This is a genomic window from Mesorhizobium sp. NZP2077, from assembly GCF_013170805.1.
In the GTDB taxonomy this organism is placed as follows: Bacteria; Pseudomonadota; Alphaproteobacteria; order Rhizobiales; family Rhizobiaceae; genus Mesorhizobium.
Window position 1 is genome coordinate 1,242,056 of record NZ_CP051293.1, and the last position, 23,418, is coordinate 1,265,473.

Consider the following 23,418-nt stretch of genomic DNA (forward strand, 5'->3'; position numbering starts at 1 on the left):
CTCAATTCGCCTCGGTTTCGGCATAGCCGAAATTGTAGCTCCATGAGGCGTTGTCGCTCATCTTCCTGCGCGACCTCAGATACGAACCGATGTCCTTGGCGGGAACCCGATCGCCGATCGTCTTGAGAAACCAGTCGACCTGGAATTCGGTCGGCGTGCTCGACCAGCGCGCCTTGAAGGCGACATAGGGCGTGATCACGTCGTCGGACTTTTCGGGGCCGACAAATGCCGCCTTCAGGTTCCGGACGATGCACTGATGGCGCTTGAACATCTGGCTGCCGAGCCAGATCGGCCTGGCCCGGCCAACCATGTCCGGCTCCGGCAGATTGCTGATGCCGACATCCGCCTTCAGTGGGAAGTTCTTGACGAGATCATCGGCGTCGAGATCATCGGCCGGAAGCGCGTAGGATTCGACCGTCGTGACGACGTTGCCGTCGCGATCGTCATGTGCCGACAAGGCGCCATGCTGGTCATTCCGGGATACTGCCGGTTGTAATACTGCAGATAGTCGTCGGCGAGCTTGGTGGCCGATTGCGAAACCAGCCTGTAGCGCATGGAGTCGGCATCGGCGTCCCGATAGGTCGTGCTGACCGTCAGCTTGAGCGCCTCGCCTTTGAGCTTGGGAAAGTCGAATGCCTCGCTGACGAAAGTAGTCGGCTGGAAAAGCTCCTTGCGCTCCATCCTCTCGATCTGTGCCTTGCCGGCGATAACAGGCAAGGCAAAGCCATAGTCGGGCGGAACAAGATTTTCGGCCCGGCCTCCCTGCAAATAATTGGTCGCATCGATCCAGTAGGTCTGGCTTTTGATCGTTGCCTTGACGATGACGTGGTCGAAGGCGCGGATCGTCGGCAGCATGTCGCCAAGCGCCAGTCCGTCGTCGAGGTCGGTCAGGGCCGGCTCGGCCTGGACGCCCAGCCGGCGCAGGCTGTAGGCAAGAAGCACGGCCTTGTCCTTGCAGTCGCCGAAGCCTGAGGCGATCACGGTGCCGGGGCTGCGGGGAATTTAGGAGCCGCGGCCCATCGACAGGCTTACATAGCGGATGGTGTCCTGGACCAGCCGCATTGCCTCGATCATCCGGTCTTCCGGCCTGGCGTATCTGGCGGCAATGTCATCGAGCTTCGATGCGAAAGCGGCCGGCAATTCCTAGTCGAGCCGATAGTAGGGCAACATCGCATCGACAACGTCCTGCCATTTGGCTGTCGAGGAGATCTGGATCGTCGGATAGGTCAGGAAATCCGCCGGCAGGTTTTCCTCTGATTTGACCGGGGCAGGGTTGACGCTTTGCCAGGTGTAGGATTTCGACGCGCCGTCGGTTTTGACATCAGGCTGGATGTCAGTGCGCACCTGGCGGATGTTCAAGGGCTGGCTTGCCGGCCATGTCACCTTCTCGCGAATGAGAGCGATGGGTTCGCCCCAGGCCATGGCGACCGAGTGGAAAAACAGATCGGCGCCGACGATCGGTGTCCTGACGGTGGTCCGGCCATAGTCGATGATGTCGCCGACACGGACATCGTCGACATTCACATAGGCCGTGAGCCAGCCGTCGAACAGGCCCTTCTCGGCATCCTTCTCGCGCCGAAATACGTCGAACGTGGCTCGGGGCAGCCGGTCGATGACCACGCCGTCGCGGATGATGTTCAGCCAGTTCATCGTGACTTGCGACGTCGCCGGGTCGAATTCGAAATTTATGGCGGCGCCGTGCTCGAGCCCGGTGCGGTCGACGATCTTGTAGGCATAGCGGTCGAAGGCCTCGATGCCACCAGGCCGCTGCCGGATCTGATATTCAGAGACGAGATTGGAGATGCCGCCCTTGATCTGGCTGTCGAAGCGTGGGTCCGCCTTGGGAAGCTCGACCCTGTCGATCCAGGCGCCAGGGCTGCCCTTGTGAATTTCTGTGTCGGCCATGGCCGGCGCCCAGAAAATCGCGAAGGCAATAAAGATGACAAGCCGTGTGATCGTAGAAGATGTCACCGGAAAGTACCCGCCCTTGTGATCCGCACGCTTCGATCGTCGGATACCACCAGTGATAGAAAAGTAGAGGCAATCCTGCAAGATCGTCGCAAGGCGATGACGCGTCCTTGTTGATCGCCGGCTGTTGTCGCCAATCACCCAAATCGGGACGGCACGATGGTCGATCTCATGCGCCGTAGCGTTGCTTCAGGTGATTGACAAAATACACCGCGTTGAGTTTTTCGCCGGTGGCGCGCTCGAGCAGGTCCGGCGTCGACCAGCGCGACCCCTGTGACCATATCTTCTTGCGGCGCCAGTCGTTGATATCCGCGAAATTCCCTTTCGCCAGGTCGTCGTCGGCGGCAGGATGCTCGCGCGTCAGCGCGGCCCATTGCTGCGCCGCCATCATCGCGCCCAGCGTGTAGGACGGGAAGTAGCCGAAGGCGGCACCCGGCCAATGCACGTCCTGCATCGGCCCGTCGGCCGGATTGTCGATGGTCGAGAGGCCGAGATAGTCGCGCATCTTGGCGTCCCAGGCTTCGGGGAGATCAGCCACCTCCAGCCGGCCCGAGACCAGTTCCTGCTCCAGCTCGTAGCGCAGGATGACATGCAGCGGATAGGTCACCTCGTCGGCGTCGACGCGGATCAGGCCGCGCTCGACGCGATGCACATGCGGCAGCAGATCGTCGAGCGACCAGGCCTCGCCGAGATGCTTTTCCACCACCGGCAGCGCCCAGCGCCAGAAGGCGGGATTGCGGCCGACCTGCTTTTCGACGAACAGGCTCTGGCTTTCGTGCACGGCCATGCCGCGCGCCTTGCCGAGCGGCCAGTGCGACCACGCCTTCGGCAGGTTCTGTTCGTACAGCGCGTGGCCGGTCTCGTGCAGCACGCCCATCAGCGCCGACAGGAAATCCGATGTCTTGTAGCGGGTGGTGATACGCACGTCGCTGGGCACGCCGCCGCAGAAGGGATGGTGCGACACCGACAGCGAGCCGTGCGTCAGGTCGAAACCGACCGCCGCCATCATGGCAAGGCCGAGTTCGCGCTGCTTGTCGATCGCATAGGTGCCCGAAAGCGGCTTTAGCGGATGCTTGCGCAGCCGCGCTTCCTGGATCGCCAGCGCCTCCGGCACGAAGCCTTTGAGGAAGGCTTTCAGGTCGGCAAAGACGGGGGTGATGTCGGCGGTGCGGTTACCGGGGTCGAATTGCTCCATCAGCGCATCGTAGGGGGCGAGGCCGAGCACGTCGGAGCGCAGAGCCGCTTCTTCGCGCACCAGCGCCACCACGCCCTCGAGCGCGGGCTGGAAGCCTACCCAATCGTTCTTGGCGCGCAGGTCGCGCCACAGCTGCTCGCAACGCATGCGCGCCGTCGTCTGGCGTTCGACGAATTCGACCGGCAGGCAGGTCAGGTTTGTGTACTGCCGCCGCAGTTCGGTGAGTGCCGCGCGCTGCTCATCGTCGAGCGCCTCGCCTTCGGCGGCGGCGATCCAGTCGGCGATTTCCGGTGCAGTTGCCCTGGTGTGGTACATGCCGGCCAGTGCCGCCATCGCCTCGGCACGCTTCTCGCCGCCGCCGACGGCCATATGCGTCGCCTCATCGGCGCCGAGAATGGCCAGTGCATGCTCAAGTGCTTCGAGCTTGTGGCCGAGGTCGTCGAGTTTCTGAAAGGACATGGCGGCTTCCGTGATTGAGGACGGCGCGAAAAGACACCAACGCAAAAGCGTTGGCAACCCTCGGAGCAGTTTACCGTTTCACGGAAACGGCAAACCGCTCCGCCTCTTTATTTTGGCGCAATTCCGGACGGAAAACCGCTTCACACTTTTCCTGGAATTGCTCTAGACGCCATCCGGCAGATGCACCTTGCGCAGGCGATGCCACACATGAAATGCTGCCAGTGACGCATCAAGGGGGAGCACATGATCGGCAACATCCTGGTCGGGCTGGTGGCCTTGATCCATGCCTATATCGTCTATCTCGAGATGGTGCTGTGGGACACGCCGCGCGGACACAAGGCCTTCAACCTGACGACGGAATTCGCCAGAGCTTCGAAGGTGCTAGCCGCCAATCAGGGCCTTTACAACGGATTTCTCGCCGCCGGCCTGATCTGGGGGCTTTATCTCGGTGCCGCCGGTTTTCAGGTCAAGGTTTTCTTCCTGTTGTGCGTGGCCATTGCCGGCCTCTACGGCGCGGCGACGGTGGGGCGAAAAATCCTCTTCATCCAGACCGTGCCGGCGGTGGTCGCCCTGATCGCGGTCTGGTTCGGTTGGTGAAAAAGGACGCCCGCGGGATTGGGGTCCCGAAGGCGCCAGGTGGTCCCTTCCTGTCGGACCTTTCCAGATGGGCTGCCTCAGCCGTTCGGATAGCTTCCGCCGTCGGAGCCGCCACCCATCGGGAAACCGCTGCCGGTGTCGACCCGCAAGCGCTGGTCGACATTGTCGAGATGACGCAGCAGGTCATGGTATTGCGCGGCCGGGATCCTGCCGTGATCGGACGCGGCAATCTTCTCGGCGGTCCGGCTGATCTGGTTGGTGCGCATTTCCAGGTGTTCCGCCACGGCCGGGGTGATGTTGTTGGCCTGCCTGGCGTCGACGATGCCCTGGCGGACGCCTTGAGCCTGTTCAATGAGAGCCTCGACACGCTGCCCCGTCAAGTCGCTCGGGGTGGTCGGGTCGAGAACGCCTCTGTTATGACTCGCGGCATAGGCGCCGGTGAGCGGAATGGCGATCAAGAATGCGGTCAGTGTTGCAGTTCTTAGCGAGGGTGGAAAAGAGCGCATCGTCGCGTCTCCTCTGAAGAGGAAGGCGGCTGTTCTTCGCCTGCCTTCCAGCCGCGGGCCGTCCGGTTCCGTCGTGTCGCGATGGGAGGTATCGCCGGCGGTTCTCGGCCCTGCGCAGCAAGCTAGGAGCGCTCCGGCGTGAAGTGTAATTAAAAAAAGATAATCTTTTCAGGCATTGCCGGCTTTGGCCTGCGCCCTAGAGTTGAGCCGACGAACAAGTTCGCGTGACTTCGCCGCGATGATGGATCACCGTTCGGTGAGCTTCAGTTCAATGCGGCGGTTCTTGTTGCGCGCTTCGTCGGTGTCGGCGGGATCGAGCGGCTGGAACTCGCCGAAGCCGGCGGCGACCAGCCGGTTGGCCGGCACGCCGTTCTCGATCAAGAACTTGACCACCGAGGTCGAACGCGCCGTCGACAGTTCCCAATTGTCGCGGTAACGGCCGGTGCCGGAGAGCGGCTTGTTGTCGGTGTGGCCGTCGACGCGCAGCACCCAGTTGATTTCGGGCGGGATCTCCTTCTGCAGTTCGATGATGGCGTCGGCGAGCTTTTTCATCTCGACCTTGCCGGCATCGTTGATCACCTCGGACCCGGTCGGGAACAGCACTTCCGACTGGAAGACGAAGCGGTCGCCGACAATGCGGATGTTTTCGCGGTCGGCGAGAATCTCGCGCAGACGCCCGAAGAAGTCGGAGCGGTAACGGTTCAATTCCTGCACGCGCTGCGCAAGCGCCACGTTCAGCCGGCGGCCGAGATCGGCGATCTTGGTGTTGGAATCGCGGTCGCGGGTTTCCGATACGTTGAGCGCATCCTCGAGCGCTCCGATCTGCTTGCGCAGTGCCGCGATCTGCTGGTTGAGGATTTCGACCTGGCTCAGCGCCTGCTGGCTGATCTGGCGCTGGTTGTCGAGTTCGCCGCCTAGTTCCACGGCCCGCTGGGTGGCGGCGTCGCCGGCGCCGGCGCCTTGCGCCAGCAACTGTTCGAGCCGGCTCTTCTCCGCCTCCGCCGCCGATAGCGACGCCTGCAGATTGGCGAGCGAATCGTCCTTGTCCTGCGCCGTCGAGCGCTCCAGCGCCAGAAGCTGCGTCAGTTCATTGATCTGCGAGTTGAGGCGTGTGAGCGCTGTATCCTTGCCGGAGAGTTCGCGGCCGAGCAGGAACTGCGCCAGCACGAAGACGGTGAGCAGGAACATGATGGCGAGCAGCAGCGTCGACAGCGCGTCGACAAAGCCTGGCCAGTAGTCGATGCGGCGATCGGCACGTCTGCCCCTGGCGAGCGCCATGTCAGTGCACCCCGGGCTTCTTCAGGGCTTCGGCGATCTTTTCCAGCGTGTTGCGCATCGCCTTCTGCTCATCGGACTGGGCCTCGACCCAGTCGCGCATGATCTGCTGCTCGGAGCGCATGTTCTTGACCAGGCCGGAAATGCCGTCGGCGAGATTGGCCATGGCGGTGGCGACGCGCGGATTGGAGCCGCCGCCATTCTCCTGCATGCTGCGCAGCCGTTCCGACAGCACACGGATCTCGTCGGAGGATTCGGTCTTGGCCGGGTCGGAGACGACGATGTCGGACGACAGGTCCGTGACCGAGGACAGCCAGTTCTCAAGCTCGGTGTAGAAGCGGGTCTGGGCGCGGCCCGCCTGCAGGTCGAGGAAGCCGAGGACAAGCGAGCCCGACAGACCGAACAGCGAGGACGAGAAGGCCGTGCCCATGCCGGCCAGCGGCGCCGACAGGCCCTGCTTCAGCGAATCGAGCACCGCCGCCGCGTCACCCGTGCCGGGGTCGAGCGATTCAATGGTCTCGCGGATCGAGCCGATCGTGTTCAACAGGCCCCAGAAGGTACCGAGCAGGCCGAGGAACACCAGCAGGCCGACGAGATAGCGCGAGGTGTCGCGGCTCTCGTCGAGGCGCGTGGCGATGGAATCGAGCATGGTGCGCATCGAACTGGTCGAAAAGGCCGTCGCGGAGGAGCGGCCGATCATCGCCTTCATCGGCGCCAGCAGAACCGGCTCTGTTGTCTCGGAGCCGGCACGGAAGGAGTTGACCCAGCGCACCTCGCGAAACAGCCGCCCGACCTGGGCAAAGGCGAGCAGGATGCCGACCACGAGCACGCCGACGATCAGGCCGTTGAGCCCGGGATTGCTGCCAAAGGCGGTCGAGATCTGGCGGGTCAGGATGGCGGCAATGAAGGCGACGATGGCCAGGAAGATAACCATGGTCAGCAGGAAGACCTGCGGACTCGACAGTTTATGCGGATCGTAGATCAGGACGTCGGAGCGCCTGCCTATGCCGAAGGATCTGAGAAAAGCCATCCGTGCCCCGTTTCCGATGCCGCCGATCACGTAGATGGCGACTCTAAACGGAATTGTGACCAAATTGAATGGCGCTTGGCAATATTGCCACACCGATAGTCGTTGTCAGAGACGATTGATGACCAGACAGTCGACCATGGCCGCCAGATGCAGGCCGGCGCCGGTGACGACGAAGCCATGCCACAGCGCATTGTGGAAGCGCAGCCCCTTCCAGGCGAAGAAAATGACACCGCAGGAATAGACGACGCCACCGGCGATGATGAGCGCAAGCGATGTCGTCGGCAGGGTCTGGACAAGGGGCTTTGCCAGAATGATGCCACTCCAGCCGATGGCGAGGTAGAAGACAACAGCCAGCCGGTCGAAGCGGCCGGGGAAAAACACTTTTATGGCGATGCCCATGGCGGCCGCTGCCCACACCAGGACGATCATCCAGCTGGCCAATGGCGAGCCATCGAGCTGGGCAAGAAAGGGCGTGTAGGTGGCGGCGATCAGGAGATAGATCGCGGCGTGGTCGAAGCGCCGCAAGACCCATTTCGCCGGCGACGTCACCGGCCAGAGATTGTAGGTCATCGATACCGACAGCACGGTAAGCAGCGAAACGACATAGAAGGCGGCGGCGATATATTCGCCAGGCCCGACCCGAAACGCCGCCAGCGCCAGCAGCGCCGAGCCGGCCGCGATCGCCAGCACGATGCCGACGGCATGCACAACGCCGTCGGCGATCATCTCCGCACGGGAATAGTGCCAGCGCCCGACAAAGGGGATTTCGAGTTGCGGCGGTGTGTTCGTCATCTCACGTCCTGCGTCACCTCTATCTGGGTAGCCGCCGGACAGTATTTCAAGCTTTGGTTGCGGTTTTGCGACTGCGGCCCTTCAGCGCGCCGTACCTGTCAGCGTGCCGAGAGAGGCTTCTTCACGGCCTTCAGCAAAGCGCGCTGGATGACCTCGTTGCCGGCGACCACCGAGCCGTTGTCGAGCATGTCCTGTCCGCCGTCCATGTCCGAGACGAAACCACCGGCTTCGCGGATCAAGAGCAGGCCGGCAGCGATGTCCCAGGCCGACAGCCCGGTTTCCCAGAAGCCGTCCATGCGGCCGGCGGCGACATAGGCAAGATCGAGCGCGGCGGAGCCGAGACGGCGCACGCCCGAGACCTCGGCCATGACGTTGCGCAATTCGACGAGGAAATTGCCATGGTGGCCGCGTCCCAGATGCGGCATGCCGCAGCCGATCACCGTGTCGACCAGCTTGATGCGGCCGGCGACGCGCAGCCGGCGGTCGTTCATGAAGGCGCCGCCGCCGCGCTCGGTCGTATAGAGCTCGTCCATTGCCGGATTATAGATCACGCCGGCAACGATCTGGCCCTGGCGCTCTAGGGCGATCGAGACGGCGAAGAGCGGAATGCCGTGCAGGAAATTGGTGGTGCCGTCGAGCGGGTCGACGATCCAGCGATGCTGGCTGTCGTCGCCTTCCACCACGCCGCGCTCTTCCATCAGGAAGCTATAGCCCGGGCGCGCCTTCGACAATTCGGCAAACAGAATGTCCTCGGCCTTGCGGTCGGCCTGGCTGACATAGTCGCCCGGACCCTTCAAAGAGACCTGCAGGTTCTGGACCTCGCCGAAGTCGCGCGACAGCGAGCGGCCGGCCTTCATTGCGGCCTGGACCATGACGTTGAGAAGGGCTGAGCGTGCCATTGTGTGTCTTCCTGTACCCGCATTAAACTCTGTCTTGATGCATGTCGGTGACCCAAAACCGGGGCCACTTTTGGGCGACATGCATCAGTCGGCGCGGCGCACGTAAGTGATTTCGTTGGTGTCGACGATGATGCGTTCGCCGGCACCGATGAAGGGCGGCACCAGCACGCGGATACCGTTCTCCAGCACCGCCGGCTTGTAGGAGGATGCCGCCGTCTGGCCCTTCACCACCGGATCGGCTTCGGTGATGGTCAGGGTCACATAATCGGGCAGCGAGATGCCGATCGGCCTCTCCTCATACAGCTGAACCGTCACCATCATGCCATCCTGCAGGAATGCGGCGCGGTCGCCGACGAAATCCTTGTTCAGCTCGAGCTGTTCGTAGCTTTGGGTGTCCATGAACACCAGCGCGTCTTCCTGCGCGTAGAGGAAGGAAAAATCCTTCAGGTCGAGGCGGATCTGTTCGACCGTCTCGGCCGAGCGGAAGCGCTCGTTGAGCTTGGTGCCGTTGATAAGGTTCTTAAGTTCGACCTGGTTGTAGGCGCCGCCCTTGCCGGGCTTGACGGTGTTGGTCCTTACCGCCACCCAGAGGCCGCCATCGTGCTCGATGACGTAACCGGGACGGATTTCGTTGCCATTGATCTTGGCCATGATGATGGGATCCGGAATGCTACCAACGGCCAGGCCGTTGGTATGGGATGTTCGCGGGAAAGCGATTTTGCGGCTCCCAAGACCACAAATCGTCCGGAGAGGCAAGGGAGCGATCAGCAGTGGGCCCGGCGTCGGGCGGCCGTCAGGGCAGACGGTTCGCCTTCTGCAGGGCCTGCTTGGTCTGGTCATCGCTCAAGCCTTGCAGGAAATCGTCCATGTCGGGATCGATGAGACCGGCGCGGCGGGCAACGATGTACCAGGCGCCGGCAAGCACCAGGTCGGGGTCGGTGCCGATGCCTTGCATGTAGAGTTTTGCCAGGCGGTTCTCGGCGGCGACATTGCCGCCCTCGGCGGCCTGCTTCGTCCAGCCGAAGGCCGATTTCAGGTCGCGGGCGCCGCCGCGGCCCTCGATCATCCAGGCGGCGAGATCAATCTGCGCGGTGTCGTAGTTCTGTCGTGCGGCCTGCGCCAGCAGGCGCCTTGCCTGCGCGTCGTCGCGCGGCTTGCCGCCGACGCCGTTGGCGTAGATCTGGGACATGGCGTATTGCGCGTCAGCGAGGCCGGTCGCAGCGGCGCGCTCATAGTAGGTGGCAGCCTTGGCCAGGCCCGCGTCGCCGGGATCCAACTGGATCAGCAGCTGCGCGAAATTGAACTGCGCCAGCTGGTTGCCGGCTTCGGCGGCGGCCTGCATCAGGGCGTAGGCCTCTTTCGTGTCTTTCTTGACGTAGCGGCCGTCGAGCAGCATCAGCGCGTACTGGAACTGCGCCTCCGGCACGCCTTGCTCGGCGGCAAGCGCATACCATTTGGAGGCTTCCGCCGCGTTCAACGGCACGCCGAGCCCGCGCGACAGGATCTCGGCCACCAATGTCTGCGCAGCCGGGTCGCCGTTCTGGGCACGCACCAGCGCGAGGTTGTAGGCCGTCTTGTAGAGCCCGCGCTGGAAGGCGCCATAGGCCGCGTCCGCCGGCTTGGCGCCGAAGCGGTCGGGATTGATGCTGTCAGCGGAGGGCGGCGGTGCCGGCTCCGCCGTGGTGGCGGGCTGCGGCAGCTGCCTTTCGATAGGCTTGTCGGTGTGCACGCCGGTTTCAGGCTTGGGTTGCGGCAAGGGTATGGTTTCGGCGGCGGCGGCCTGGATCATGACCGCTGCAAGCAAGGCCTGAAGGGGAAGCCTTACCCGAGCCACATCAGTCCTCGAAGCGCGGCGCGGTTTCGTCGAGCAGCGCATTCGCCTTAGCAATGGCCGCTTGCGGATCGACGCCGTCGGCAAACACCGCGCTCGACAGCGCGACGAATTCGGCGCCGGTGGCGGCCACTTCCTCGATGGAATCCAGATCGGATCCGGCCATGACGATGCAGGGGATCTGGATCATGTCGGCCCACCATCGCCCCAGCGACAGGTTGCGCGGGTGCGGCTCGGGCTTGTTGTCGTAGCCGAAGCGGCCGAAGAAAATGTAGTCGGGCCGCGTCTCGCCAAGCTCAAGCGCGTCGTCACGCGTCTTGGCGCCGCCGGCGCCGACCATCATTTTCGCCTGAAAATGTCCGATCGTCTCGGCGAGTTCGGCCTTGGAAACCTCGACATGGATGCCGTCGGCCTGGACCCGGCCGGCGATGCGGGTGTCGCCGGCGATGATGACGGCGGCGCCCGCGGCCTGCGCCGCCGGCACGATCTGTTCGGCGAAGGCCTGGAAGGAGGCCTCGTCCATGCCGTTCTCGGGCAGGATCAGCGAGGCGACGTCACCGCCGTCGAATGCGGTGGCGATGCGGGCGGCCGGCACGCCGGACGGCGCGATCAGCACGATGCGGCAGCGATTTGGGGGTGTGGTGTCGTTCATTGCTCTTCGATCCCGGATTTCGCCTATGCCGGGCGAAGATGGTTGGATTGCGGCATAGAGCAAACTGCCCGCTTTGAACAGGCGGGCAGTCGGGATCGCGTTCCTGAACAGCCGGACAGTCGGTGTGCTGCCCTACTTGACCAGCTCAGGGCTCGTGGCGGACGGTTTCGACTTCCACAAGGTCCAGCCGAGATTCATTCCGGCCGCAGCTGTCAGGATCAAAGCAGCGCCGACGATCTGGCTGAGGTGCAGTCGATGGCCGAAAGCGGTGACATCGACCAGGATGGCGACGACCGGATAGATGAAGGACAGCGACCCCTGCAGATGCGTCGGCAGCTTCTGGATGGCGCCGTACATCAATATGTACATCAGGCCGGTGTGGACGATGCCGAGCGTCGCCAGCATGGCCCAGCTCCATGGGGCGGTGGGAAGATGCGAGAGGCTGGCGAAGGGCGCCAGCATGACGACGCCGACGCAAACCTGGATCAGCGCGATCAGATGCGGCGGCGTGCCCTTGAGCTTCTTGGTGACGATGGCCGCGACGGCCCAGAAGAAGGCCGCCGCCAGCGCCATGAGGATGCCGGCAAAATAGTTGGTGCCGACATCGCCGGCGTCAGGCGCGGCCTCGACGATCAGCACCATGCCGGCGAAGGCTATCGCCAGCCATGTCAGCTTGGTCAGCGTCAGCCGCTCGGCGAAGAAGAGGGAGCCGAAGCCGACCAGCATGAAGGGCTGGGTGTTATAGACGGCGGTGGCGATCGAGATCGAGGCGCGTGAGAAGGCGCTGAACAGGAGCAGCCAGTTGATGACGATGGCCGCACCGCCAAGCGCGGCGAGGCCGATGACGGGCAACGACAGCCTGTTGCGCAGCAATCCAAGCGAAGCGCAGATGACGAGCAGCGTCACCGCGCTGAACGCGCAGCGCCAGAACACCACATCCATGATCGGCTGCCCGGACATGATGACGAACCATCCGATCGTTCCCAGGATCGCCATTGCGGCCGACATTTCGACCGTGCCCCGTACCGTATCGTTCATGATAAACCTCTGAGCCAGTTGAGGCGACACGATCTCATGCGGTAGCGGTGCTTTCCATTGCTTAGGGAAGGCGATATGGATGGCGGTCCTAATTATATTAGGCGATCCCTCCGATTCTGTGAGAATAGAAAAATGCTGGATGATCTCGACCGAAATCTTCTCGAAATCCTGGTGAGGGATGCACGGACCTCGCTGAAGGACCTGGCCGCCCAGGTAGGGCTGTCGTCGCCAAGCGTTTCGGAGCGGCTCCGGCGGCTTGAGGAGCGCGGCGTCATCCGGGCGTTCACGGTCGAGATCGATCCACTGGCACTCGGCTACACGCTGCAGGCGATCGTGCGCATCAAGCCTTTGCCGGGCAAGCTGCACATCGTCCAGAAGCTGATCGAGGAGATTGCCGAGTTCGGCGAATGCGACAAGGTGACGGGTGACGACTGTTTTGTCGCCCGGCTGTTCGTGCGCTCGATCGGCGACCTCGATGGCATTCTCGACCGCATCGCCGACAAGGCCGAGACCAGCACCGCGATCATCAAGGCGCAGCCGATCCGGCGGCGACCGCCACCGCTTGGGGTGGCCTCATCGTCTTGACTCCGCATGGCTGCGATGGAAATGCGCTGAGATGATGGACTGAGAGACGAGGAAGACATGGCGCAGAATATCTACGACCAGCCGGAATTCTTCGCCGGCTACAGCCAGCTCGGTCGGTCGGTCGAAGGCCTTGCGGGCGCTGCCGAATGGCCGGCGCTGCGTGCGATGCTGCCTGATGTCGGCGGTCTGCGGATCGTCGATCTCGGCTGCGGCTTCGGCTGGTTCTGCCGCTGGGCGCATGAACACGGGGCGAGCCAGGTCCTTGGGCTGGACCTGTCGGAGAAGATGCTGGCCCAGGCGAGGGCCGCCGGTCCGGACACCGGCATTACCTATGAGCGAGCCGACCTCGACCAACTCAGCCTGCCGCAAGGCGGCTTCGATCTTGCCTACAGCTCGCTTGCCTTGCACTATGTCGAGGATGTCGTGCGCCTGTTCAGGATCGTGCATGAGGCCCTGTCGCCCGGCGGGCATTTCGTCTTCTCGACGGAACATCCGATCTACATGGCCCCGACCGGGCCCGGCTGGGCGGTGGATGCCGAAGGCCGCAAGACGTGGCCTGTCGACCGCTATCTGGTGGAAGGCCCGCGCAAGACCGACTGGCTGGCCAAGGGCGTGGTGAAATACCACCGCACCATCGGCACCACGCTCAACGCGCTGATCCGGTCGGGTTTCGCGATCGAACATGTCGAGGAATTCTGTCCGACCGCCGCACAGATCGCGGCGAGGCCGGAATTGGCGGAAGAACTCGAGCGGCCGATGTTCCTGCTGGTCTCGGCCCGGCGATAGGGCAGGCGCTGGCCGGGATTTCCAGTCGCCCGAGACGTAATTCTGGGTTATCAAGCATCGACCGCTTTCCCTCCAGACCAGTCCCTCCCATGTCAGGCTTGCTTCTCGATCCGTGGTTCTACGCGGCCGCCATCCCGGCGGTCATTCTGGTCGGCCTGTCCAAGGGCGGCTTCGGCGGCGCTGTCGGTTTCGTCGGCGTGCCGCTGATGGCGCTGACCATGCCGCCGGTGCAGGCGGCCGCCATCTTGCTGCCGATCCTGTGCCTGATGGACATCGTCTCGGTGTGGACATGGTGGGGCGTGTACGACCGCAAGATGCTGGTCGACATGATGCCGGGCGCCGTCATCGGCATCGGCCTCGGCTGGCTGACGGCCGCACTGGTCACCGAGGAGGCTGTGCGGCTGATCGTCGGCGCGGTCGCCATCATCTTCGTGCTGCGCTGGCTTTATCTGCAGTTCCGCCATGGCTCCGACCACGCCGCCGAGCCCAATCGCGTGGCTGCCGCGATCTGGGGCACGGTCGCCGGCTTCACCAGCTTCGTCGCGCATGTCGGCGGTCCGCCCTTCCAGGTCTATGCACTGCCGATCCGGCTCGATCCCAAGGTGCTGTCGGGCACCGCTGCGATCTTCTTTGCCGCGACCAATGCGCTGAAGCTTATTCCCTATTTCGCGCTCGGCCAGTTCGACACCGCCAATCTGACGGCGTCCGCGGTGCTGATGCCGCTGGCGCCGCTGTCGACCATCGCCGGCGCCTGGCTGGTTCGGCGGATGCGGCCCGAGATCTTCTATCCCTTCACCTACGCGACCGTGGCGGTCGTGGCGCTGAAGCTTTTGTGGGATGGCATTGCCGGCCTGCTGTAACAGGCCGGCGCCTTTGCTGCCGCACGATGCTCAGGCGGCGCTTTCCACCAGCCGGCGGCTGCCGCCGAAGGCCAGCGTGGCGCCCGCCACCAAGACCAGCATCATGCCGGCGAGGATGCCAACGTCATGCGTGGTCGGCTTGAGCACCATGTCGGCGACGATCACCAGCATCACCGCATAGTCGAAGCGCGCCGCGCTCATCATGCGCTGGCCAGTGGCAAGCACGGAAGGCGTCACCCCCTCCTTGGCAATCATCGCTCCCATGCGCTCGCCGGTCGGCTTGAAGATGAACATGCCGATCGAGAAGGTCGTGGCGTAGCCGACCAGGCCGATGATGATCCACAGGTCGAAGAAGCCGATCCAGAAGGCGCACATGATGAGGCCGAAGAGCAAGGTGAGCATCGACATCGGCGCGAAGAAACGCCCGCCCAATTGTCCGCTGGAACGCATCGCCTGGAGCTTGTCCTCGATGTTGCCGGCGCGCTCGGCTAGCACGCCGAGCAGGAACAGCACGAAGCCGCCTCCGACCCACAAAGTGGCTGAGACGATGTGGAGAAATTTGACGATCGAATACCAGTCCATCGGTTGCTCCTTGGATGTTTCTGTTGGGTTTGCGGTGGCGCCGATTTGCGCCGGCCGTCCGAGGAGCGGCCGTTTAGCGTGGCGCCTGTTTCGGAACGATGTCGCGGAAAATTGGCTCTGTTTCGGCAGTTTTCGACCGACGCGTTTCTCGACAACAAGCCGATGCGCGGTTTCATTTTCCGCTATTGTCGGATGCGTCAGGGGAGCGCGACATCGTCTCGAAACACTGCCGATGCTAGTGCGCCGGCGCCGGGAGCCCGGTGGCGACTGCAATCGCCTGACGATCAACCCATTCCCGAAAACGGGAAAAGGCAATTCGAGGGGACAGACATGCAAGGGGTAGCACGGAATTTCTTCACGCTGGCGATCATCTATGCTTTGTGCGGCATGGCGCTCGGCATCCACATGGCGATCAGCGAAGACCATGGCCAGATGCCAACTCATGCCCACACCATGGTGGCCGGATGGCTGATGTCGGCGGTCTTCGCCTTCTTCTACCATCTGTTTCCGGCGGTCGGGCAAAAGACGATCGCCGTTGTCCATTTCTGGCTGACCGCGATCAGCGGAATCGGGCTTATGATCGGCCTCTACATCTTGCTTGCCGGCAACCCGGCAATCGAACCGCTGTTGGGAATCGCCTCGATCGGCTTCTACGCAGGCATGCTGCTGTTTGCCTTCATCGCGTTGCCGGTGGTCTGGAAAAAGGCCTGAACTGGTGCCGTCCGAGGTCTTGAGACTGTGCTGTTACGGCACAGGAATCGGGCATTCGGTCGAAAAACATCGGTGCCGTTAAAGGTTCATTAAGCTTTACAGGCGTTTACTATGCGCATCCAGTGATCTGGATTCTTACCGAGTGGTTGGAGCCACTTTGTTTGACGCCTCCCTGTTAAACTCCTGAGAGCCGCCTTATCCGCGGCTCTTTTTTTGTCTGCATTTCGGCGGCAACCTGCGCGATGGATGGCTGTTAACCTTCTGTTAAACATGTGCTTGCCTTCACCCCCGGCGAAGCGCATTTTCAAGCTTCAGTCATATAGGGTCCCGGGTGTATCGGCAGTGAGCCGAATCGGCCGGTTGCAAGTGCAGGGGCGTAGCAATGAACGAGCCTTCGAAGGGCAGTGCGAAAACCGTGAAGCTGGCGGAGCGTCGGGTTTTTTCGCACTCCTTCAAACCGCTCTACCAGGAAGGCATGGGGCTGGTCGAACAGGCGGCTGAGTATCTCGACGGCAAGGGCCGCGCCGAGGCCAAGAAACTGTCGCGGCTGGCGGCTACGCTCTACGCGGCCGAATCGATGCGGCTGACGACCAGGCTGATGCAGGTTGCCTCCTGGCTGCTTTTGCAGCGCGCCGCCAACTCCGGCGAGATGACCCGCGATCAGGTGGCGTCGGAAAAGTCCAAGGTCCGCCTCGATACCGCTTCCGCCCATGACGAAGCCGCCGGCTGGGCCGAACTGCCGGAGGATTTCCTCGATCTCGTCAACCGCTCGCTGCGCTTGCAGGCGCTGGTGCGCCGCATGGACGACGAGATCTACGGCGCTGGCGCCGTGGTCGACATGCAGCCTGTGGGCCGCCGGCCCAATCCGGTTTCCGACCAGATCAGCTTGCTGAACACGGCTTTCGCCCGCAACTAGGCGATCCCACTAGATTCTCCTGGCCCGGCAAGGGCATTGTTGCCGGTTTGTTCACATTTCGCTGGCATCGCTGTCCGCCGGAGGTAGAGTAACCGGATGGGGGACGCGATTCGCATCATCGGCATCGATCCGGGGCTCAGGCGCACCGGCTGGGGCATCGTCGAGAGTCTCGGCAATTCCTTGCGCTTCGTCGCGTCCGGCACCGTGCGCTCCGATGACAAGGCGGCGCTGGCGACGCGGCTCTGCCAATTGCATGACGGACTTGCCGAAGTCCTGCATCAAGCCATGCCGCACGAGGCGGCCGTCGAACAGACCTTCGTCAACAAGGATGCGGTGGCGACGCTGAAGCTCGGCCAGGCGCGCGGCATTGCCATGCTGGTGCCGGCGCGGGCCGGCCTCGTCGTCGCCGAATATGCGCCCAATGCGGTGAAGAAGGCTGTCATCGGCGTCGGCCACGGCGACAAGAAGCAGATCCACATGATGGTCAAGGTGCTGCTGCCGAAGGCGACCTTCGACACCGAACATGCTGCCGACGCACTGGCCATTGCCATTTGCCACGCGCATCACCGGCAGAGTGTGGCCTATCGGATGGCGCTTGCCGGCTAGCGATGTTCTTGACTTGTTCACATAGTTGGAATATTCCTTACTTGTAAGAAAGGTGTGTTTCATGCGTGTGACGAGCAAAGGCCAAGTGACAATCCCACGGGATCTGCGGGAGACATTTGGGATAGGCGCCAACAGCGAAGTCATCTTCGGGATTGAGGGCGGCAAGATCACGATCACGCCGAAGCATGACAAAGGGCGGCTGGCCGACCGCGAAAGATTAGATCGTTTTCTTGCTGCGCTCGATCGGCTTGAGGGCAGTGGCGATCAGACGATGAATGCCGATGCCGTCATGGCTTTGACCCGGGATCGCTGATCTTGGCGACGCTTGTCGACACCAATGTACTTATCGATGTCGCCGTTCGCGATCCTGTCTGGTCAAAGTGGTCGTCGTCCAAAATGGTGTCTGCCCTTGAGCAAGGCAGCCTGGTCATCAATCAGATTATCTACGCCGAGTTTTCGATGCGCTATGAGGCGATAGACGATGTCGATGATGCCTTGCCTGAAGATGAGTTCCGGCGCGAAAGTCTCCCGTTCGAAGCGGCCTTTGCGGCGTCGAGAGCGTTCTCGGTCTATCGGCGGTTGGGCGGACCCCGAGAGAAGGTGATGCCCGACTTCCTGATTGGGGCTCACGCTGCCATCCGAGGCTATCCCATTCTTACTCGCGATCCCGCAGGTTTCAGAAAGTACTTTCCAGATGTCGAGCTCATTACGCCCGATACTCATCCCTAACGGGGGCTGCGTCCAATGATCGGCAAGCTCAAGGGCACGCTGGACGAGATCGACGAGGATCATTGCCTCGTCGACATCCATGGCGTCGGCTACGTCGCCTATTGCTCGGCGCGCACGCTGGCGGCACTGCCTTCGCCCGGCGAGGCGGTGGTGCTGTTCATCGAGACCTATGTGCGCGAGGACATGCTGCGGCTCTACGGCTTTCAGTCGCAGCTCGAGCGCGAGTGGTTCCGCTTGCTGATGAACAACGTGCCGGGTGTCGGCGCCAAGGTGGCGCTCGCCATCCTGTCGACGCTGGCGCCGGCCGACCTCGCCAACGCGATTGCGTTGCGCGACATCGCCATGGTTTCCCGCGCGCCCGGCGTCGGCAAGAAGGTGGCCGAGCGCATCGTCACCGAATTGAAGAACAAGGCGCCGGCCTATGCGGGCACTGCCTCCGGCACCATCGGGCTAAAGCAGGAACTCGGTGAGGGCGTGGCATCAGCGCCAATCACCGACGCTGTCTCGGCTCTGGTCAATCTTGGCTATTCGCGCGACACCGCTGCCAACGCGATAGCGGCGGCGCTGAAGACTGCGGGCGAGGATGCCGACGCCTCGAAGCTGATCCGCTTCGGCCTGAAGGAACTGGCGCGGTGAGGGCTCGCTTGTCCGGTCATCTGCCTTATGCGAGGAAGGCCGCATGAGCCTGCCACCCCGTCTCATTGCGCCGGAAAAACGCGGCGAGGATGCCGAGCAGACCTTACGGCCACAGACGCTTGACGATTTCGTCGGCCAGGCCGCGGTGCGGGCCAATCTCAAAGTGTTCATCGAGGCCGCCAAAGGCCGCAACGAGGCGCTTGACCATGTGCTGTTCGTCGGGCCACCAGGCCTTGGCAAGACGACGCTGGCGCAGATCATGGCGCGTGAACTCGGCGTCAATTTCCGCTCGACCTCAGGGCCGGTCATCGCCAAGGCCGGTGATCTCGCCGCCCTGCTCACCAACCTCGAAGAAGGCGACGTGCTGTTCATCGACGAGATCCACCGGCTGAGCCCGGCGGTGGAGGAAATCCTCTATCCGGCAATGGAGGATTTCCAGCTCGACCTGATCATCGGCGAAGGACCGGCGGCGCGCTCGGTCAAGATCGACCTTGCCCGTTTCACGCTTGTCGCCGCCACCACGCGGCTTGGCCTGCTCACCAATCCCCTGCGCGATCGGTTCGGCATTCCCGTGCGGCTCAATTTCTACACGGTCGAGGAACTCGAGCAGATCGTGCGGCGCGGTGCGCGCATCCTGCAAATGCCGCTCGGCGACGACGGCGCGCTCGAGATCGCGCGGCGCGCGCGCGGCACGCCGCGCATCGCCGGCCGGCTGTTGCGTCGCGTGCGCGATTTCGCCTCGGTCGCCGGCGACGGTCATGTCAACCGTAAGATCGCCGATGAGGCGTTGACCCGGCTCGAGGTCGACGCGCTCGGCCTCGACGCGCTCGACCGCCGCTATCTCTCGATGATCGCGCGCAATTTCGGCGGCGGCCCGGTCGGCATCGAGACCATCGCCGCCGGCCTGTCCGAGCCGCGCGACGCCATCGAGGACATCATCGAGCCCTATCTGATCCAGCAGGGTTTCATCCAGCGCACGCCGCGCGGCCGCATGCTGACAGCCAATGCCTGGCGGCATCTCGGCCTCGACGCGCCGAAGGACCTGGCGCAGCAGCAGATCAACCTGTTCCAGGAAGAATAGCCACCAAGCGCTCAGGCGGGGGTTCCCTGGCCGGTGATCAAGCATCCGTGAACGTCTTGCGCAGAATCTGCTCGTCTTTGTCGATTTGCCGGCGCAATCGTGGATTTTATCGGCGCTGTCTCGCGGCATGCCGCCGCGATCCACGTGCCGGAGCCATAGAATGATAACCAGACGCGGGTTCCTGCGCTTCATCGGCGGGTCGTTCGTGACGGCCGCCGCGCTGGGAGCCTATGCGGTCGGCATCGAGCCGATGCTGCTGACACATGTGAAGCGCTATGCGCTGACGCCGCCGCATTGGCCTGATGGCTTGAAGCTGCGGGTCGTCGCGCTCGCCGATATCCATGCCTGCCGGCCGTGGATGACACCGGAGCGGATCGCCTCGCTTGTCGAGGATGCCAATGCCCTGCAGCCGGATGTGATCGTTCTGCTTGGCGACTATATCGCCGGCATGCGCCTGGTGACAGGCGGGGTGACGCCATCGCAATGGGCGTCCGCTCTGTCGGGCCTCAAGGCGCCGCTCGGCGTGCTGTCGATCCTTGGCAACCATGACTGGTGGCACGACGGCTTCGCGCAGCGAGCCGGAGTCGGCCCAACCATAGCGCGCAAGGCATTGGAGAAGGTCGGCATCCCGGTGCTGGAGAACGATGTCGTGCGGCTGGAGAAGGATGGGCACGGCGTGTGGATCGCCGGGCTGGCCGACCAGCAGGCCCTGTTGCCGACCGAGGGGCGCCCCGGACTGACGGGGCTGGACGATCTCGACGGCACACTGGCCAAGATCAGTGACACCGCGCCGATCATCCTGCTCGCTCATGAGCCCGACATTTTTGCCACCGTGCCGTGGCGGGTGTCGCTGACCCTTTCGGGCCACACCCATGGCGGACAGGTGCGGCTGTTTGGCTATTCGCCTGTCGTGCCGTCGCGTTTCGGCAATCGCTACGCCTATGGCCACGTCGTCGAGAACGACCGCAACTTGATCGTTTCCGGTGGCCTTGGCTTCAGCATCATGCCGGTTCGTTTTGGGATGCGACCCGAAATCCTGCAGATCGACCTCGGCTGATCTGAAGAATAGCTCTCAGTGAAGTGAGCGGATCACGTCCATCACGTCAGGCTCGGCCTTGTCGCCATTGAAGGCGTCGACGATGCCGAAGGCGCCGCCATAGCTCCACACCGACCAGGAGAAGCCGCGTGCCTCGGCGCGGGCGGCCATATCCTTGACATAGGCGGCGCGGTATTCGGCCGGCATGACATAGGCATTGCCGTATTCCTGGCGGATCATGCCGAACTCGCCCAGCGAGATGTTTTCCGGCTTGATGCCGTTGGCCTTCGCCCAAGCCTCGACCTTTTTAAACGGCGCATCCATCAGGCCAAGCAGCTTGTCGGGGCTGTCCATGCTGGCGACCTGTTCATCGAGATAGGCAAGCAGGCCGCCCTGCCGTGTCCAGGGCGCCTCGGCCTTGATCCGGGCGCGGATCGTATCGAGCGTCACGTCGAACTGCGCCTTGGGCACCGCGGTCAGCGGATAGGGCAGGCCGGTCACATAGGGAATGAAGTCGCCGGCCCAGGTCGCGCCCTGGTGGGTCAGCAGGAACGGATCGTAGGAGTGGAAGGTCCAGATGACATTGTCGTCGGGGATCGCCTTGGGATCGATCTTTTCCAGCGACGAGGCGGCGGAATAGCAGGCGCTGGTCAGCACCAATGTTAGTTTTGTCGCCGAGGAACGCGCCGCGGCGGACAATTTCTGCTGGCGGTCCGGCCACAGGCTGGTGCCGTCGCTGTCGCAGTCGACGATCGGTTCGTTCATCAGTTCGTAGGCGACCTTTTGGGGATCCTCGCCGGCCAGGGCGCGACCCATCTTGCGCACCATGTCGACGTAGCGGTCGAAGGTCCGCGGATCGTCCATCACCTCGGCCATGCCGATCTTGCGGCTGCCGCCGGCGGGGATCAGGTGCATGTCGACGATCACCTTCAGCCCGGCGCGGTTGATCATGTGCACCGAGTCCAGCACGCTAGCATAGAGGTCGTCGCGCAGGGCCTCGGTCTGGTCGGACAGGAAAGGCGAGGGGTCGACAGGCATACGCAGGAAATCGAAGCCCGCTTGCTTGAGTGCCTTGAGATCGTCCTCCTTTAGGAACTTTCGCCATTCCGGATAAGGCAGGATGGCCTTGGCGTCGCCCCACTGATCCTCGCCGGGCCAGGTGACCCACAGGTCGAGATTGAGGCCGCGCTTCATCGAGAAGGTTGCCGCCTGGCCAGGAAGCGCCAAAGCCACCAGCACAAGCAGCGCCGCCATCAAACTCTTGATCATCGCCGTCAACAGTGCCATCCGATGTTAGATCAGGATGACGTTTGGTTGAACCGTCATCCCGATCTATTTTCTTTGCCGGAGCATGATCTTTTCCGAAAACCGGTTCCCACTTTTCGGGATCATGCTCTAGGTCACGTAAGGACAGGTGCCTCGTCGAGACCGAAAAAGGAAGCGCAATGGACGATCATGGTGAATCGGCGACGCTGCTCGCCGGCCTTTCCGGCGCGCTGACGACGTTCGGCCACCGGCTGATGGCGCGGGTCTACTATGCCGACACCGATTTCTCGGGCGTCGTCTACCACGCGCGCTATCTCGAATTCCTCGAGCGTGGCCGTTCCGACTATCTCAGGCTCACCGGCGTGCATCACACGGAACTTGCCGACGGCAAGCATGGCGAGAAGATCGTGTGGGTGGTGCGCCGCATGGAGATCGACTTCCGCAGCCCGGCCCGCATCGACGACATCCTGACCGTCGACACCCGCACCGACAGCATTTCCGGCGCGCGCATCTACATGGCGCAGCAGCTCAAGCGCGGCGACGAGGTGCTGGTCGAGGCCAAGGTCGAGGCGGCGATCATCGGCGAGAATGGCCGGCCGAGACGCTTTCCCAGGGAATGGGTCGCGGCGTTCATGCCCAAGGCACGTGCTTCGGCTGATTGAAAGGGTATGACAGTGTCATACATTGTGCTAATGGCGAGGACAAGGAAACAATCCCCATGAGAACCAGCAAGCCCATAAGCGTAACGCTCGGACGCCAGCAGAGCAGCGTCGACGCCCGTCTGGCGTCGGGAGCGTACGAATCCGCGAGTGAAGTCATCCGTGCCGCGCTTCGTGCCCTTGACCGTGAGGATCAGGTGATCGCCTCCGTCATGCGGGCCAAGGTGCAGGAAGCTCTCGACGATCCGCGCCCGGACATCCCGGCCGAGGACGTGTTCAAGGCATTGCGCGAGCACCATGCAGACCGCATGAAGGCCGCCAAGCGTCACGCATAAGGTCGTTTTCAGACCTTCGGCGCAGTCCGACCTCGTTGCCATTTACAACTACATTGAAAAGGAAAGCGGTGCCGCGTGTGCCGGTGGCTATATCGACCGCATTGAGGCGGCGTGCATGGCGCTATCGACGTTCCCGGAACGTGGCGTCGTTCGTGACGCCATCGGCCCCGGTATCGGCGTCGTCGGCTTTGAACGTCGCGCGTCGATCCTGTCCCGGGTCGACGGGAAGCAGGTGCTCATCCTGCGTGTCCTCTATGGCGGGCAGGACTACCCCCACCACGTGGACGAGACGGGCTCCTAGCCTATGGAAGCGCATCGGCTCCGCCACCGGGCGCGGCAATGCGCCGCGCCATATTTACTAACCCATCCTTAACCATAACGGTTCATG

At 63.0% G+C, this 23,418-nt stretch carries 30 protein-coding genes and 1 pseudogene; 15 read left to right on the forward strand and 16 right to left on the reverse strand.

The window, feature by feature from the left end; all coding sequences use genetic code 11:
* Position 1: 1 nt before the first annotated feature.
* The 5 genes from HGP13_RS06040 to HGP13_RS06060 all read right to left on the reverse strand — a co-directional run bounded on the left by HGP13_RS06040 (position 2) and on the right by HGP13_RS06060 (position 3,622).
* Positions 2-457, reverse strand: a complete 456-nt coding sequence (locus HGP13_RS06040; RefSeq protein ID WP_172222758.1) for a hypothetical protein — start codon at positions 455-457, stop codon at positions 2-4.
* Positions 349-981: a hypothetical protein gene (locus tag HGP13_RS06045; protein WP_172222760.1), complete on the reverse strand. Its 633-nt coding sequence runs from the start codon at positions 979-981 to the stop codon at positions 349-351. The genes HGP13_RS06040 and HGP13_RS06045 overlap by 109 nt, the downstream gene beginning before the upstream one ends.
* Before the next feature lie 21 nt (positions 982-1,002).
* A complete protein-coding gene (locus HGP13_RS06050; protein WP_172222762.1) occupies positions 1,003-1,140 on the reverse strand; it encodes a hypothetical protein in 138 nt (45 codons plus the stop codon).
* A 3-nt stretch (positions 1,141-1,143) separates the two neighbouring features.
* The gene (locus HGP13_RS06055) at positions 1,144-1,905 is read right to left on the reverse strand and encodes a DUF3857 domain-containing protein (protein WP_172222765.1); all 762 of its coding nucleotides are present in this window, start codon (positions 1,903-1,905) and stop codon (positions 1,144-1,146) included.
* Positions 1,906-2,137: 232 nt separating this feature from the next.
* Complete coding sequence (locus HGP13_RS06060; RefSeq protein WP_172222768.1) at positions 2,138-3,622, reverse strand: carboxypeptidase M32; 1,485 nt, start codon at positions 3,620-3,622, stop codon at positions 2,138-2,140.
* A 243-nt stretch (positions 3,623-3,865) separates the two neighbouring features.
* On the opposite strand from HGP13_RS06060, the gene HGP13_RS06065 reads away from it, so the two are divergent.
* Entirely contained in the window at positions 3,866-4,219 is a 354-nt protein-coding gene (locus HGP13_RS06065) for a DUF1304 domain-containing protein (protein ID WP_172222771.1), read from the forward strand.
* A gap of 77 nt (positions 4,220-4,296) precedes the next feature.
* On the opposite strand, the gene HGP13_RS06070 is transcribed toward HGP13_RS06065, so the two are convergent.
* The 9 genes from HGP13_RS06070 to HGP13_RS06110 form a co-directional block, all read right to left on the reverse strand.
* Entirely contained in the window at positions 4,297-4,725 is a 429-nt protein-coding gene (locus HGP13_RS06070) for a hypothetical protein (RefSeq protein ID WP_172222773.1), read from the reverse strand.
* Positions 4,726-4,971: 246 nt separating this feature from the next.
* Positions 4,972-6,003 carry a peptidoglycan -binding protein gene (locus tag HGP13_RS06075; protein ID WP_172222776.1) on the reverse strand — a complete coding sequence of 344 codons (1,032 nt, stop codon included), beginning with the start codon at positions 6,001-6,003 and terminating at the stop codon, positions 4,972-4,974.
* Position 6,004: 1 nt separating this feature from the next.
* Entirely contained in the window at positions 6,005-7,030 is a 1,026-nt protein-coding gene (locus HGP13_RS06080) for a MotA/TolQ/ExbB proton channel family protein (protein WP_172222778.1), read from the reverse strand.
* Positions 7,031-7,135: 105 nt separating this feature from the next.
* Positions 7,136-7,822 carry a hemolysin III family protein gene (locus HGP13_RS06085; RefSeq protein ID WP_172222781.1) on the reverse strand — a complete coding sequence of 229 codons (687 nt, stop codon included), beginning with the start codon at positions 7,820-7,822 and terminating at the stop codon, positions 7,136-7,138.
* 98 nt (positions 7,823-7,920) lie between these two features.
* Positions 7,921-8,721 (reverse strand): inositol monophosphatase family protein, encoded by an 801-nt coding sequence (locus HGP13_RS06090; protein WP_172222784.1) that lies wholly within the window; start codon positions 8,719-8,721, stop codon positions 7,921-7,923.
* A gap of 84 nt (positions 8,722-8,805) precedes the next feature.
* Positions 8,806-9,372: an elongation factor P gene (gene efp / locus HGP13_RS06095; RefSeq protein ID WP_027031631.1), complete on the reverse strand. Its 567-nt coding sequence runs from the start codon at positions 9,370-9,372 to the stop codon at positions 8,806-8,808.
* Between the two features lie 142 nt (positions 9,373-9,514).
* Positions 9,515-10,555 (reverse strand): tetratricopeptide repeat protein, encoded by a 1,041-nt coding sequence (locus HGP13_RS06100; protein WP_172222786.1) that lies wholly within the window; start codon positions 10,553-10,555, stop codon positions 9,515-9,517.
* 1 nt (position 10,556) lies between these two features.
* Positions 10,557-11,204, reverse strand: a complete 648-nt coding sequence (locus tag HGP13_RS06105; RefSeq protein WP_172222789.1) for a thiamine phosphate synthase — start codon at positions 11,202-11,204, stop codon at positions 10,557-10,559.
* Between the two features lie 132 nt (positions 11,205-11,336).
* The gene (locus HGP13_RS06110; protein ID WP_172222791.1) at positions 11,337-12,242 is read right to left on the reverse strand and encodes a DMT family transporter; all 906 of its coding nucleotides are present in this window, start codon (positions 12,240-12,242) and stop codon (positions 11,337-11,339) included.
* A 132-nt stretch (positions 12,243-12,374) separates the two neighbouring features.
* On the opposite strand from HGP13_RS06110, the gene HGP13_RS06115 reads away from it, so the two are divergent.
* From HGP13_RS06115 to HGP13_RS06125, 3 genes are all read left to right on the forward strand, one after another.
* On the forward strand, positions 12,375-12,827 hold the full coding sequence (locus HGP13_RS06115) for an Lrp/AsnC family transcriptional regulator (protein WP_172222794.1): 453 nt from the start codon (positions 12,375-12,377) through the stop codon (positions 12,825-12,827).
* Positions 12,828-12,884: 57 nt separating this feature from the next.
* Complete coding sequence (locus HGP13_RS06120) at positions 12,885-13,613, forward strand: class I SAM-dependent methyltransferase (RefSeq protein ID WP_172222797.1); 729 nt, start codon at positions 12,885-12,887, stop codon at positions 13,611-13,613.
* 89 nt (positions 13,614-13,702) lie between these two features.
* Positions 13,703-14,473 (forward strand): sulfite exporter TauE/SafE family protein, encoded by a 771-nt coding sequence (locus HGP13_RS06125; RefSeq protein ID WP_064991206.1) that lies wholly within the window; start codon positions 13,703-13,705, stop codon positions 14,471-14,473.
* A gap of 30 nt (positions 14,474-14,503) precedes the next feature.
* Here the strand turns inward: HGP13_RS06125 and HGP13_RS06130 are convergent, their stop codons facing one another.
* Positions 14,504-15,055 (reverse strand): DUF2269 family protein, encoded by a 552-nt coding sequence (locus HGP13_RS06130; protein ID WP_172222799.1) that lies wholly within the window; start codon positions 15,053-15,055, stop codon positions 14,504-14,506.
* A gap of 330 nt (positions 15,056-15,385) precedes the next feature.
* Here HGP13_RS06130 and HGP13_RS06135 point away from each other — a divergent pair, with 330 nt between their 5' ends.
* The 8 genes from HGP13_RS06135 to HGP13_RS06170 all read left to right on the forward strand — a co-directional run bounded on the left by HGP13_RS06135 (position 15,386) and on the right by HGP13_RS06170 (position 20,791).
* A complete protein-coding gene (locus HGP13_RS06135; RefSeq protein ID WP_172222802.1) occupies positions 15,386-15,766 on the forward strand; it encodes a hypothetical protein in 381 nt (126 codons plus the stop codon).
* A 382-nt stretch (positions 15,767-16,148) separates the two neighbouring features.
* Positions 16,149-16,682, forward strand: a complete 534-nt coding sequence (locus HGP13_RS06140) for a DUF1465 family protein (protein ID WP_172222804.1) — start codon at positions 16,149-16,151, stop codon at positions 16,680-16,682.
* Between the two features lie 96 nt (positions 16,683-16,778).
* Positions 16,779-17,288 (forward strand): crossover junction endodeoxyribonuclease RuvC, encoded by a 510-nt coding sequence (gene ruvC, locus HGP13_RS06145; RefSeq protein WP_027042013.1) that lies wholly within the window; start codon positions 16,779-16,781, stop codon positions 17,286-17,288.
* A gap of 61 nt (positions 17,289-17,349) precedes the next feature.
* On the forward strand, positions 17,350-17,601 hold the full coding sequence (locus HGP13_RS06150) for an AbrB/MazE/SpoVT family DNA-binding domain-containing protein (protein WP_013529138.1): 252 nt from the start codon (positions 17,350-17,352) through the stop codon (positions 17,599-17,601).
* Positions 17,602-17,603: 2 nt separating this feature from the next.
* Complete coding sequence (locus HGP13_RS06155) at positions 17,604-18,017, forward strand: type II toxin-antitoxin system VapC family toxin (protein WP_172222807.1); 414 nt, start codon at positions 17,604-17,606, stop codon at positions 18,015-18,017.
* 15 nt (positions 18,018-18,032) lie between these two features.
* The gene (gene ruvA / locus HGP13_RS06160) at positions 18,033-18,653 is read left to right on the forward strand and encodes a Holliday junction branch migration protein RuvA (RefSeq protein WP_172222810.1); all 621 of its coding nucleotides are present in this window, start codon (positions 18,033-18,035) and stop codon (positions 18,651-18,653) included.
* A gap of 43 nt (positions 18,654-18,696) precedes the next feature.
* Positions 18,697-19,734 (forward strand): Holliday junction branch migration DNA helicase RuvB, encoded by a 1,038-nt coding sequence (gene ruvB, locus HGP13_RS06165; RefSeq protein ID WP_172222813.1) that lies wholly within the window; start codon positions 18,697-18,699, stop codon positions 19,732-19,734.
* A gap of 160 nt (positions 19,735-19,894) precedes the next feature.
* Entirely contained in the window at positions 19,895-20,791 is an 897-nt protein-coding gene (locus tag HGP13_RS06170) for a metallophosphoesterase (protein WP_172222815.1), read from the forward strand.
* A gap of 15 nt (positions 20,792-20,806) precedes the next feature.
* On the opposite strand, the gene HGP13_RS06175 is transcribed toward HGP13_RS06170, so the two are convergent.
* The gene (locus HGP13_RS06175) at positions 20,807-22,057 is read right to left on the reverse strand and encodes a cellulase family glycosylhydrolase (RefSeq protein ID WP_172222818.1); all 1,251 of its coding nucleotides are present in this window, start codon (positions 22,055-22,057) and stop codon (positions 20,807-20,809) included.
* Positions 22,058-22,215: 158 nt separating this feature from the next.
* On the opposite strand from HGP13_RS06175, the gene ybgC reads away from it, so the two are divergent.
* From ybgC to HGP13_RS06190, 3 genes and pseudogenes are all read left to right on the forward strand, one after another.
* A complete protein-coding gene (ybgC, locus tag HGP13_RS06180; RefSeq protein WP_172222820.1) occupies positions 22,216-22,698 on the forward strand; it encodes a tol-pal system-associated acyl-CoA thioesterase in 483 nt (160 codons plus the stop codon).
* 56 nt (positions 22,699-22,754) lie between these two features.
* Positions 22,755-23,030 (forward strand): type II toxin-antitoxin system ParD family antitoxin, encoded by a 276-nt coding sequence (locus tag HGP13_RS06185; RefSeq protein ID WP_172222823.1) that lies wholly within the window; start codon positions 22,755-22,757, stop codon positions 23,028-23,030.
* A gap of 13 nt (positions 23,031-23,043) precedes the next feature.
* Positions 23,044-23,331: pseudogene (locus HGP13_RS06190) on the forward strand (type II toxin-antitoxin system RelE/ParE family toxin); the annotation flags it as partial.
* Positions 23,332-23,418: the final 87 nt, after the last annotated feature.